This window comes from Micromonospora sp. NPDC049060 (assembly GCF_040649055.1).
Taxonomy (GTDB): domain Bacteria; phylum Actinomycetota; class Actinomycetes; order Mycobacteriales; family Micromonosporaceae; genus Micromonospora; species Micromonospora reichwaldensis.
In genome coordinates, this window is the sequence record NZ_JBEZEV010000008.1 from 44,465 (window position 1) to 56,212 (window position 11,748).

General features: G+C 69.8%; 14 protein-coding genes. 2 read left to right on the plus strand and 12 right to left on the minus strand.

Features of this window, described 5'->3' with window-relative positions:
• Positions 1-16: 16 nt before the first annotated feature.
• On the minus strand, positions 17-1,456 hold the full coding sequence (murA, locus tag AB0B83_RS05995; RefSeq protein WP_357577205.1) for a UDP-N-acetylglucosamine 1-carboxyvinyltransferase: 1,440 nt from the start codon (positions 1,454-1,456) through the stop codon (positions 17-19).
• Here murA and AB0B83_RS06000 point away from each other — a divergent pair.
• Positions 1,455-2,027 (plus strand): cob(I)yrinic acid a,c-diamide adenosyltransferase, encoded by a 573-nt coding sequence (locus AB0B83_RS06000; protein WP_132231212.1) that lies wholly within the window; start codon positions 1,455-1,457, stop codon positions 2,025-2,027. The genes murA and AB0B83_RS06000 overlap by 2 nt on opposite strands.
• Positions 2,003-2,455: a VOC family protein gene (locus AB0B83_RS06005; RefSeq protein ID WP_357577206.1), complete on the plus strand. Its 453-nt coding sequence runs from the start codon at positions 2,003-2,005 to the stop codon at positions 2,453-2,455. Before AB0B83_RS06000 ends, AB0B83_RS06005 begins: the two co-directional genes overlap by 25 nt.
• Positions 2,456-2,535: 80 nt before the next feature.
• Here AB0B83_RS06005 and AB0B83_RS06010 read toward each other — a convergent pair whose 3' ends face one another.
• The 11 genes from AB0B83_RS06010 to AB0B83_RS06060 form a co-directional block, all read right to left on the minus strand.
• On the minus strand, positions 2,536-2,991 hold the full coding sequence (locus tag AB0B83_RS06010; protein WP_357577207.1) for a DUF2550 domain-containing protein: 456 nt from the start codon (positions 2,989-2,991) through the stop codon (positions 2,536-2,538).
• Positions 2,992-3,003: 12 nt separating this feature from the next.
• The gene (locus tag AB0B83_RS06015; RefSeq protein WP_132231208.1) at positions 3,004-3,288 is read right to left on the minus strand and encodes a F0F1 ATP synthase subunit epsilon; all 285 of its coding nucleotides are present in this window, start codon (positions 3,286-3,288) and stop codon (positions 3,004-3,006) included.
• 89 nt (positions 3,289-3,377) lie between these two features.
• Entirely contained in the window at positions 3,378-4,520 is a 1,143-nt protein-coding gene (locus tag AB0B83_RS06020) for an LCP family protein (RefSeq protein ID WP_357577208.1), read from the minus strand.
• A 212-nt stretch (positions 4,521-4,732) separates the two neighbouring features.
• Positions 4,733-6,169 (minus strand): F0F1 ATP synthase subunit beta, encoded by a 1,437-nt coding sequence (gene atpD, locus AB0B83_RS06025; RefSeq protein ID WP_357577209.1) that lies wholly within the window; start codon positions 6,167-6,169, stop codon positions 4,733-4,735.
• On the minus strand, positions 6,169-7,098 hold the full coding sequence (locus tag AB0B83_RS06030) for a F0F1 ATP synthase subunit gamma (RefSeq protein ID WP_151452879.1): 930 nt from the start codon (positions 7,096-7,098) through the stop codon (positions 6,169-6,171). Before AB0B83_RS06030 ends, atpD begins: the two co-directional genes overlap by 1 nt.
• 10 nt (positions 7,099-7,108) lie before the next feature.
• The gene (atpA, locus tag AB0B83_RS06035) at positions 7,109-8,764 is read right to left on the minus strand and encodes a F0F1 ATP synthase subunit alpha (protein ID WP_357577210.1); all 1,656 of its coding nucleotides are present in this window, start codon (positions 8,762-8,764) and stop codon (positions 7,109-7,111) included.
• Positions 8,765-8,856: 92 nt separating this feature from the next.
• Positions 8,857-9,678 carry a F0F1 ATP synthase subunit delta gene (locus AB0B83_RS06040; protein WP_357577211.1) on the minus strand — a complete coding sequence of 274 codons (822 nt, stop codon included), beginning with the start codon at positions 9,676-9,678 and terminating at the stop codon, positions 8,857-8,859.
• Positions 9,678-10,208: a F0F1 ATP synthase subunit B gene (locus AB0B83_RS06045; RefSeq protein WP_088998661.1), complete on the minus strand. Its 531-nt coding sequence runs from the start codon at positions 10,206-10,208 to the stop codon at positions 9,678-9,680. The genes AB0B83_RS06040 and AB0B83_RS06045 overlap by 1 nt, the downstream gene beginning before the upstream one ends.
• A gap of 31 nt (positions 10,209-10,239) precedes the next feature.
• A complete protein-coding gene (atpE, locus tag AB0B83_RS06050; RefSeq protein WP_088998660.1) occupies positions 10,240-10,467 on the minus strand; it encodes an ATP synthase F0 subunit C in 228 nt (75 codons plus the stop codon).
• Between the two features lie 93 nt (positions 10,468-10,560).
• On the minus strand, positions 10,561-11,382 hold the full coding sequence (atpB, locus tag AB0B83_RS06055; protein ID WP_357577212.1) for a F0F1 ATP synthase subunit A: 822 nt from the start codon (positions 11,380-11,382) through the stop codon (positions 10,561-10,563).
• Positions 11,383-11,604, minus strand: coding sequence for a hypothetical protein (locus AB0B83_RS06060; protein WP_132231195.1), 222 nt, complete (start codon positions 11,602-11,604; stop codon positions 11,383-11,385).
• Between the last annotated feature and the right edge of the window lie 144 nt (positions 11,605-11,748).

Below are 11,748 nucleotides of genomic sequence, written 5' to 3' on the forward strand. Positions count from 1 at the left end.
CTCGGGCGCGGCGGGCTCAGATGCTCAGGTCCGGTTCCTCCGGTGCGGTGCCCCGCTCCACCTCGACCCCGAGCGCGCGCAGGTCGGCCGCGAAGTCCGGGTAGCCCCGGTCCACGTGGTGCACGTGGGAGACCTCGGTGACCCCCTCCGCGCAGAGCCCGGCGATGATCAACCCGGCGCCGGCCCGGATGTCGGTGGCGCGCACGGGCGCGCCGGAGAGCCGGTCCCGGCCCCGGACCACCGCGTGGTGGCCGTCGGTCTTGATGTCCGCGCCCAGCCGCATCATCTCGTTGGCGAACATGAACCGGCCGTCGAAGATGTTCTCGGTGATCAGGGAGGCCCCGTCGCTGACCGCCGCCAGCCCGATCGCCATCGGCAGCAGGTCGGTGGCGAAGCCCGGGTACGGCAGCGTCACGACGTCCACCGCCGTCGGCCGGTCGTCCATCCGGATCCGGAACGCGTCGCCCCGGGTCTCCACCAGGCCCCCGGCGGAGACCAGCTTGTCGAGCGCCACCTCCAGGAACGCCGGCTCCACCCCGGTCACGGTGACGTCCCCCCGGGTCATCGCCGCGCCGAACGCCCAGGTACCGGCGACGATCCGGTCCCCCACCGTCGCGTGCCGCACCGGCCGCAGCCCCGGCACCCCCTCGATGTGCAGGGTGGAGGTGCCGGCGCCGGAGATCCGGGCACCCATCTGGTTCAGCATCGTGCAGATGTCGACGATCTCCGGCTCCCGGGCGGCGTTGTCGATGACGCTCGACCCCCGGGCCAGCACCGCCGCCATCACCAGGTTCTCGGTCGCCCCGACGCTGGGGAAGTCGAGCACGATCTCCGCACCGTGCAGCCCGTGCGGCGCCGACGCGATCACGAAGCCGTGCTCCCCCGAGATCTCGGCGCCCATCCGGGTCAGCCCGGAGACGTGCATGTCCAGGCCCCGCGAGCCGATGGCGTCGCCGCCCGGGTGGGCCACCCGCACGTGGCCCCGGCGGGCCAGCAGGGGGCCCAGCACGCAGATCGAGGCGCGCAGCCGGCGTACGAGGTCGTAGTCCGCCTCCGCGCCGGGCTGCTCGGGCACGTCGATGACGACCGACCGGGAGCGGGCCACCCCGCCGTACGCGACCATCGGGTCGACCGGGTCGTCGGCGTCGAACCGGACGCCGCAGCCGAGCCGGCGGAGCACCTCGCCCATGATCGCGATGTCGGTGATGCGCGGCACGTTGGTGATGACGCTGCGGCCCGGCGCGAGCAGCGCGGCGGCCATCAGCTTCAGCGCCGAGTTCTTGGCTCCCACGACGTGCACCGAGCCGGCCAGGCGCGCGTCGCCGCGCACCCGGATGACGTCGAGGTCGTGGACCGCCGGGTCACCGGCGTCGCCGGGGCCCCCGGCCGCTCGGACGGCGGTGCCGCCCGGCCGCTCCGGGATCGTCAGGTCCGGTATCCGTAGGCTGTGCGTCATGGCCGTCCACCTCACGCGCATCTACACCAAGGCCGGCGATGCCGGCATGACCAGGCTGAGCAACAACGAGCAGGTGCCGAAGACCGATCCGCGCATCTCCGCGTACGCGGACGTCGACGAGTGCAACGCCGCGATCGGCGTGGCGCTCGCCCTGGGACAACTCGACGAGGAACTGCGGGCCGTCCTGGCGTCGATCCAGAACGACATGTTCGACGTGGGCGCCGACCTGGCCACCCCGGTCGAACCCGATCCGAAGTACCCGCCGCTGCGGGTCACCGAGGCGTACGTCGAGCGACTGGAGGGCTGGTGCGACGAGTACAACGCACGCCTGAGCAAGCTCGACTCCTTCATCCTCCCCGGCGGCACCGCGGGTGCGGCGCTGCTGCACGTGGCGCGGACGGTCGCCCGACGCGCCGAGCGGGCGGCGTGGGCCCTGGTCGCGCACGACCCCGAGCGGACCAGCTCGCTCCCGGCAAAGTATCTCAACCGGCTATCGGATCTGCTCTTTATCCTGTCAAGAACGGCAAATCCGGACGGAGATGTGCTATGGGTGCCGGGCGGCAACCGCTGACCACGCGTCCCTCGTGCCCGTCGGAGAACCCGGTGGGCACGCTGCATCACGTCGAGGTCTGGGTGCCCGATCTGAACGCCGCCACACTCTGCTGGGGCTGGCTGCTCGGCGAGCTGGGCTGGAAGCCGTTCCAGGAGTGGCCGGACGGCCGCTCCTGGCGGCTCGGCCCGACGTACCTGGTGCTGGAGCAGTCGCAGGCGCTGCGCGGGCGGCGGCACGACCGGCTGGCCCCCGGCCTGAACCACCTGGCCTTCCACGCCGGCCCGCCCGCCGCCGTGGACCGGCTGGTCGAGGCCGCGCCGGCGTACGGCTGGTCATTGCTCTTCCCCGACCGCCATCCGCACGCCGGCGGTCCCGACACGTACGCCGCCTATCTCACTGATGACCAGGGGTACGAAATCGAACTGGTCGCGTCGCCACCCGAGTAGTTCAGCGGGCACCTGACGAAACCGGTAATGGTGCAGGGTGTAAAAGTGCGCCGAACCGTGGGCAGTGCGACGGCACCTGATCAGGCGGCGGGCCAGTCCTGGGAGGCCAGACGCGGCGAGACCGCCCCCGGAGGGGCGGCCTCGAGCCAGGAGAGGAATCCGGTGACGGTGGACCGGGCCATGGCGATCTCCACCGGGGCGTGGTCACTCGTACAGCGGAGGATGACCCAGTCGGCGGGCATCGAGAGGCGCTCCTGCCCCTCGGGCAGCCGCCGTCGTTCGACGGCAAGCTGTTCGCGGGAGAGCACCCGGGCGGGCCGGATGGCGAAGCTGAACAGCCGGTACCAGCGGAGTTCGTCGCCGACGAAGCGGCCGAAGCCGGGAGACCAGCCTCGGCCGTCGAGCATCGTGGAGGTCCGGACGCCGAGCCGGATGATGCCACCGCTACGGGTGACGACAGCCCGCCGGGCGAAGAGGATCAGGAGTGCGCCGAGGATGACGGCGACGCCGATTCCGATCCCCTCGACGATCTCCATCGACGCTTCGGCTCAGCGGCTCTGCGCGGCGGAGACCGGGGTGGCGCTCTCGGCCAGGACGGTGACGCCCTCGGCGGTCACCGACAGGAAGCCGCCGGCCACCTCGTAGGAGACCTGCTCGCCGCCGGGAAGCTTGATGCGCACCTCGCCGGGCTCGGCAAGCTGGCCGAGCAGGGGCGCGTGCCCCGCCAGCACACCCAGCTCGCCCTCGGTCGTGCGGGCGACGACCATCTCGGCCTCGCCGGACCAGACCTTCTCCTCGACGGCTACGAGCTCGACGTGAAGCTGCTTTGCCACGCTGTCTCCTTGCTGCGGCGGCGGATTGTCGAAAGTCTAGTCGTGCCGCAGACCCGCCCCCAACGCGGGTGGCGAGACCTGCGCCACGACTACTTCGCCTTGTTCTGGAAGTCGGGATGCTCCACCAGGAACGCGTCGAGCTGCCCCTTCTGCAGCGCGGCGAAGAAGTCGTCCACGGCGGGCTGGAACTTCTCGCCCCGGTATTCGCCGTTCTCGATGACCGAGCCACCCGGCAGCTTGATCATCTGGATCGTCTCCGGGCGGATGTCCTTGAGCGCCAGGCCGAAGTCGACCACGCCGTGGCCCCGGCCGCTGAAGATCAGCGACTGCCCGGCCGCGCGCAGCACCCGGTCCAGCTTGACCGGGTTGTTGACCACGTCGGCGCTGAGCGCCTGACCGGCCATGGCCTTGACGAACTGCTGCTGGTGCCGCTGCCGCCCGTAGTCGCCGTCCGGGACGCCGTTCTTCGGGTAGCGCTGACGGACGTAGTCGAGCGCCTGCCAGCCGCTGAGGTGCTGGTTGCCCTTCTTGTAGACCGCCTGCGGGCCGACGTAGCCCTCGCCGTTGGGGTTGCCCTTGCGGTGCTTGCCGTCCGGCTCGCGGTGCTCGGAGCGCACCTCGCGCTCGATGTACATGTCGACGCCGCCCATCGCGTCGACGATCTTCTTGAAGCCGTTGAAGTTGATGATCGCGCCGGCGTCGAAGCGCGTGATGCCGGTGACGTTCTGCACCGTCGTCGCCAGCAGCTCGAAGCCGCGGGCCGCGTCCGGGTTGCCGCCGGGCACCCGGCTGCCGTACGACATCGCCGCGTTGAGCCGGTCGGTGCCGCCGTTGAACTCCGCCCGGCTGAACTCGGGGATCTCCACGATGAGGTCACGCGGCATCGAGAAGAGGTAGGCCCGGTCCAGCTCCGCCGGCACGTGCAGCACCATGACCGAGTCGGCCAGCGGCGGCATCTCGGGGTTGCGCGGGTCGATGCCCACCAGCAGGATGTTGAGCGGCCCCTTGATGTCGCTCTTGCGCTCCTTCGCCCCGGCGGCCTGGTCGCCGAAGAGGTCGGCCTTGCCGACGGCCCCCTCGTAACGGGCCATCAGCGCCTCGGCACCGACCAGCACGGCCCCGCTGAGCAGCATCAGGACGGCACCGAACACGGTGCAGACCCGGGCCCAGCGTGGCACCCCCGACCACCTGGACGGCTTGCCGCCGCCCTTGTCGGCCTTACCCACGATCATCTCCGTTCGTCACGCCCACGATCAGGAGACGGGCGCATGCGGCCGATTCGTTGCGGATCGACGCCCACGCGGTGGGTGGGCGGATCGACGGTACCTCGCGTACGGCATGATCGCCGACCACGCGTAACCGGGCAGCGGCGATCATCGGATCCGGAAACGGACGAAAGGCCGCCCCGGCAATGCCGGGGCGGCCTTTCGTCAGGACCGACAGGTCAGCTCTTCATGAGCTCGGCTGCCTTGCGCTCCAGGTCCTCGAGACCGCCGCACATGAAGAAGGCCTGCTCGGGGAAGTGGTCGTACTCGCCCTCGCTGATCTTCCTGAAGGCCTCGATGGTCTCCTGGATCGGGACCGTCGAGCCCGGCACGCCGGTGAACTGCTCCGCCGCGTAGGTGTTCTGCGACAGGAAGCGCTCGATGCGCCGCGCGCGCTGCACGGTGATCTTGTCTTCCTCGGAGAGCTCCTCGATACCGAGGATGGCGATGATGTCCTGCAGGTCCTTGTACTTCTGCAGGATCCGCTTCACCTCGGTGGCGACCGCGAAGTGCTCGGCGCCGACGAACTCCGGGGCGAGGATCCGGGACGAGGACGCCAGCGGGTCCACGGCCGGGTAGATGCCCTTGTCGGAGATCGACCGCTCCAGGTTGGTGGTCGCGTCGAGGTGGGCGAACGTGGTGGCCGGGGCGGGGTCGGTGTAGTCGTCCGCCGGCACGTAGATCGCCTGCATCGAGGTGATGGCCTGGCCCCGGACGGAGGTGATCCGCTCCTGGAGCTCGCCCATCTCGTCGGCCAGGGTCGGCTGGTAGCCCACCGCGCTCGGCATGCGGCCGAGCAGGGTGGAGACCTCGGAACCGGCCTGGGTGAAGCGGAAGATGTTGTCGATGAAGAGCAGCACCTCCTGCTTCTTCACGTCGCGGAAGTACTCCGCCATCGTCAGCGCCGACAGGGCGACCCGCAGCCGGGTGCCCGGCGGCTCGTCCATCTGGCCGTAGACCAGCGCGGTCTTGTCGATGACGCCGGACTCGGTCATCTCGGCGATGAGGTCGTTGCCCTCGCGGGTGCGCTCACCCACGCCGGCGAAGACCGAGGTACCACCGAAGTTCCGGGCCACACGGGTGATCATCTCCTGGATGAGCACCGTCTTGCCGACGCCGGCACCGCCGAACAGGCCGATCTTGCCGCCCTTGACGTACGGGGCGAGCAGGTCGATGACCTTGATGCCGGTCTCCAGCATCTCGGTCTTCGGCTCCAGGTCCGCGAAGGCCGGAGCCTTGCGGTGGATGCCCCAGTGGTCGTCGGGCTGGAGCGTCTCGCCCTCGGTGAGGTTGAGGCACTCGCCGATCGCGTTGAACACGTGGCCCTTGACCGTGTCGCCCACCGGAACGGTGATCGGCGAGCCGGAGTCGCGCACCTCGGTGCCACGGACCAGACCGTCGGTCGGCTGCATCGAGATGGCGCGGACCATGTTGTCACCCAGGTGCTGGGCGACCTCCAGGGTCAGCGTCTTCTCGCCGCCCGAGAGCGTCACGTCCACGTGCAGGGCGTTGAACAGGGCCGGCATGACGTCGCGCGGGAACTCGGCGTCGACGACCGGGCCGATGACCCGGACCACGCGACCCGTGGCCGTCTTGGTCTCTACTGGGGCAGTCATCACACTTCACTTCCCGACGCGGCCAGCGCGTTAGCGCCGCCGACGATCTCGCTGATCTCCTGGGTGATCCCGGCCTGGCGGGCCGAGTTCATCTCACGCGTGTACTTCTCGATCATCTCTTCGGCGTTGTCGGTGGCGCTCTTCATCGCCCGCCGACGGGCCGCCGACTCGCTCGCCGCCGACTCCAGCAACGCCGCGTAGATCCGCGTGTTGATGTACTTCGGCAGCAGCGCGTCGAGCAGCGCCTCCGCGTCCGGCTCGAACTCGTAGGCCGGCAGCGCACCCTCGGACCGGGGCCGGTCCTCCACCTGCATGGGGCCCATGATCCGGGCGACCGGGGTCTGGGTCATCAGGGAGTGGAACTCGGTGTAGACGATGTGCAGCTCGTCGACGCCGAGCACCCCGTCCGCACCGGCGCCGCCGTCGACGTCGTCCGCGCCGGCGGTGAACGCCTTGATCAGCGTCTCGCCGACGGCGCGGGCGTCGGCGAAGGTCGGCTGCTCCGAGAACCCGGTCCAGTTGGCCTCGATCGGCCGGTCACGGAACCGGAAGAACCCGACACCCTTGCGCCCGATGACGTAGAGCACCGGCTCCTTGCCGTCGGCGCGCAGCCGGGCGATCAGCGACTCGGCCATCTTGATGGCGTTGGAGCTGTAACCGCCGGCGAGGCCGCGGTCGGAGGTGACCAACAGGACGCCCGCCCGCCGCACCCGCTCGCGCGGGGTGAGCAGCGGGTGGTCGATCCGCGCGTTGGACGCCAGCGCCGTGAGCACGCCGGTGACCGCCTGGGCGTACGGCAGGGACGCCGCCACCCGGGCCTGGGCCTTGGCGATGCGGCTCGTCGCCACGAGCTCCATCGCCTTGGTGATCTTCTTCATCCCCTTCGCCGAGCGGATCCGCTGACGAAGAACGCGAACCTGGGCCGCCATGAATCAGCCCTTACCGGTTCTCGGCCGGGCGGTCACCCGTGCCGTCGCGGTAGCGGCTCACCGTCTCGCGGTCCTGCTCGCCCTCCAGCGGCGCGGCCGGCGCGTCGTTGATCCGCCGCTCGTCCTCCTTGCCGAGGAAGACCTGCTTGAACTCGGTGATGGCGGAGTCCAGGGAGTTGATGATGTCGTCGTTCCACTGGTGGTCGGCGATGCTCGCCAGGACACCCTCGTGCTTGTGCCGGAGGTACTGGAGGAACTCCGACTCGAAGCGCCGGATCTCGCCGACCGGGACGTCGTCCAGCTTGCCCTCGGTGCCGGCCCAGACCGAGACGACCTGCTCCTGCACCGGGTACGGCGAGTAGTTCGCCTGCTTGAGCAGCTCGACCAGGCGGGAACCGCGGTCCAGCTGGGCGCGGGAGGTCTTGTCCAGGTCGGAGGCGAAGGCGGCGAACGCCTCCAGCTCGCGGAACTGGGCCAGGTTGAGCCGCAGCGAGCCGGCGACCTTCTTCATCGGCTTCACCTGCGCGGCGCCACCGACCCGGGAGACCGAGGTGCCGACGTTGATGGCCGGCCGGACGCCCTGGTTGAACAGGTCGGTCTCGAGGAAGATCTGGCCATCGGTGATGGAGATGACGTTGGTCGGGATGAAGGCGGAGATGTCGTTGGCCTTCGTCTCGATGATCGGCAGGCCGGTCATCGAGCCGCCGCCCAGCTCGTCGGAGAGCTTCGCGCAGCGCTCCAGCAGGCGGGAGTGCAGGTAGAAGACGTCACCCGGGTACGCCTCGCGGCCCGGCGGGCGACGCAGCAGCAGGGACACGGCGCGGTACGCCTCGGCCTGCTTGCTCAGGTCGTCGAAGACGATGAGGACGTGCTTGCCGCCGTACATCCAGTGCTGCCCGATGGACGAGCCGGTGTAGGGGGCGAGGTACTTGAAGCCGGCCGGGTCGGAGGCCGGGGAGGCGACGATGGTGGTGTATTCCATCGCGCCCGCCTCCTCCAGGACGCCCTTGATCGAGGCGATCGTGGAGGCCTTCTGGCCGATGGCGACGTAGATGCAGCGGACCTGCTTCTTCGGGTCGCCGGAGCGCCAGTTGTCCCGCTGGTTGAGGATGGTGTCCAGCGCGACGGTGGTCTTGCCGGTCTTCCGGTCGCCGATGATCAGCTGACGCTGGCCACGGCCGATCGGGGTCATGGCGTCGACGGCCTTGAGGCCGGTCTGCAGCGGCTCGTCGACGGACTGCCGGGCCATCACGTTCGGGGCCTGGAGCTCCAGCTCGCGGAAGCCCTCGTTGGCGATGTCGCCGAGGCCGTCGATCGGCTGGCCGAGCGCGTTGACCACGCGGCCGAGGAAGGCGTCGCCGACCGGCACGGAGAGCACCCGCCCGGTGCGCTTGACGCGCTGGCCCTCTTCGAGCTTGGCGGAGTCACCGAGAACGACGACACCGATCTCCCGGACGTCGAGGTTCAGCGCCACACCCAGCGTGCCGTCCTCGAACTCCAGGAGCTCGTTGGTCATGGTCGAGGGGAGGCCCTCGACGTGGGCGATGCCGTCGCCGGTGTCGGCGACGGTGCCGACCTCCTCGCGGGAGAGTTCGGACGAGTAGGAGGAGACGTAGCGCTCCAGGGCGCCGCGGATCTCCTCCGTCGAGATGGTCAGCTCGGCCATCCTCTGCTTCCTTAAGTATCAGGGGCCCGGGATACCTAGTACCGACCGGTCCGAATGGCGTCTATTCACAGGCGCTGAGCGGGGGTGCCGCCTCAGCGCTTCGCGAGCGCGTTGCGGCTCTCGTTGAGGCGGCGCAGGACGGTGCCGTCGTACAGGTCGGAACCGACCCGCACGCTCACGCCACCGAGAACCGAGGGGTCCACCGTCTGCTTGACGGAGACCTCCCGACCGTATATCGCGGAGAGACTCGCGCCCAGCCGGCGCTCGTCCTCTTCACTCAACGGGGCCGCGGCGGTCACGTACGCCACCTGCCGGTCCCGCCGGTCGGCGGCCAGCTCGACCAGCCGGGTGAGCGCCCCGGCGAAGTTGCGTCCACCGAACCCGGCGAGCGCGACCCCGACGAGGTAGCCGGTGACCGGCCGGGCCTTGCCGGCGAGCAGCTGGTCGACCAGCGTGGCCCGCCGCTCGGCCGGGACGGTCGGGTCGGAGAGCGCGCTGGACAGCCCCGGCGAACCGGCGACGACCTGCCCGAAGCGGAACAGCTCGTCCTCGACCTCGCCCAGCTCGCCCGCGGAGTCGGCACCCGCCAGGAGAGCGTCGACGCCCAGCCGCTCGGCGGCGTCGAGCAGCTCCGAGGGCGCCGACCAGCGGCCGGAGACCAGCGAGGCGATCAGGTCCAGCGCCTCGGCGTCGACCTTGCCGCGCAGCAGCTCGCCGAGCAGCCCGGCACGGTCGGCACCGGTGCGGGCCGGGTCGGAGAGCGCCCGGCGCAGCCGCGGCTCGCGCCGCAGCAGGTTGGCGACGGAGAGGATGGCGTCGGCGGTGGTGGCCACCGCCGACGGCTCCGCACCGCGGACGTACGCGTCGAGGCGCTCGGCCGCGACCTTGTACGACTCCCGGCTGGCGGCCTGCATCAGCGGGCCCCCGCGCTCTCGAGGTTGCTCAGGAACCGGTCGACGGTGCCCTTGCGGCGCGCCTCGTCGGCGAGGGACTCCCCGACGATCTTGCTGGCCAGGTCGACCGCGATCGTGCCGACCTCGGTGCGCAGCTCGCGCACGATGGTGGCGCGCTCGGCGGCGAGCTGCTCCTTGCCCGCGGCGATGATCCGGTCGGACTCCTCCCGCGCCTTGGCGAGGATGTCCTGGCGGATGCCCTCGGCGTCGGCCCGGGCGTCGTCCCGGATCCGGGCCGCCTCGGTACGCACCTCGGCGAGCTGGGCCCGGTACTGCTCGAGCACCTGGTTCGCCTCGGCCTGGGCGGCCTCGGCCCGCTTGAGGCCACCCTCGATCGCGTCGACCCGCGCCTGGTACATCGCCTCCATGCGGGGCATGACGAACTTCAGCAGGACGAAGCAGAGCAGGGCGAAGGCGATGGTCCCGACGACCATCTCCTGCCAGATGGGCAGGATCGGGTTGTGCTCCACACCTTCTGCGGCGATGAACATGTCAGACCTCCGGGTCGGGAGAGAGCTTTCGTCAGCCGCCGACAGCGAAGGCGAGCACCAGGCCGAACAGCGCGAGCGCCTCGACCAGGGCGAAGCCCAGGATCAGCCAGGTGCGGTTGTAGCCGGCGGACTCCGGCTGGCGCGCGCTCGACTGGATGTAGGCCGCGAAGACCAGGGCGACACCGATACCGGGGCCGATGGCGGCGAGGCCGTAGCCGATGGTGTTGACGCTACCGCCGATCTCGGCAAGAACAGTCATTGCGGGTATTCCTCCTGTTCGACGCGTGAGGTTTCACGCGTACGCGGGTCGGTACCAGAAGCTTGGTCGGGCCGGGTGGCCCGCCGAGCCCGATCAGTGCTCGTCGGCGAGCGAACTTCCGATGTAGTTCGCGCTCAGCGTGACGAAGACGTAGGCCTGCAGGACGGCGACCAGCACCTCGAAGAAGGCCATCACGATCGCCATCAGGAAGGAGAAGACCGAGGTCACCTGGATGAACAGGCTGCTCGAGTTGAGCATCACGAAGCCGCCGATGGTGAAGACCAGCAGCAGCAGGTGGCCGGCGAACAGGTTCGCGAAGAGCCGCAGGGCCAGCGTGACGGGGCGGACGATGAACGTCTGCATGAACTCGATCGGGATCAGCAGGATGTGCATGGGCCACGGCACGTTCGGGATGATCAGGCTCATCTTGAGGTACTTGCCGAGGCCGTGCTTGCGGGCGCCGATGTAGAGGTACATCACGTAGGAGATCGCGGCGAGCACGATGGGGAACGCGATGTGCGAGTTCGGCGAGATCTGCAACCCGGGCACGATGGCGAAGAGGTTGGTCAGCACGATGAAGCTGAACAGCACCGTGAAGTAGGGCGCGAAGCGGATGCCCGCGTTGCCCATCTGCTCGCGGGCGATGTTGTCCCGGACCAGGCCGTAGACCGACTCCGCGTACCACTGGGCCTTACCGGGGACCAGCTTGGGCTTCCGGTAGGCGACCATGAAGAAGATGATCAGCAACGCGACCGCGAGCCAGACCATGATCCCGAACTTGGTGACCCAGGGGCCAGCCACGTCCGGCGGGTAGAAATCTCCGACGCTGGGGGGCCAGGGAAGCCCCTCTGCGGCGACGAGCTGTCCACTCACCGTGTCATCCTCCGCACTCGACAGACCCGCGCGTGCCGGCACTCAAGCACTGAGCCTCTTCATGATCAGGTAAATCGCTCCGGCCGCGCCGAAGATCATGCCGAGGGCGACCCCGACGCCGGTTCGCAGATCGAGAAAACGCTCCGCCAACCACCCGAGGAAGCCCCACACCACGATGCCGGCGAGTAGGTAGCCCAGAACGGCACCTGCCGCGCCTTCCGACGAAGGGTCGTCGGACCTGCGGGGGTGTGGGTCTTCGGCCATGACGTGGCGAACAATATCAGCAGGGACGCGCGGGAGTGTGCGGCACCCCCCACACTGCGAACAGCGTGCGGGCCATGGCGCGGGCGCGAAAGTCGTTGGTCAGGTTACTCCCGTGCGGCCCGCCGCGGCAGCCCGAAATGCCGG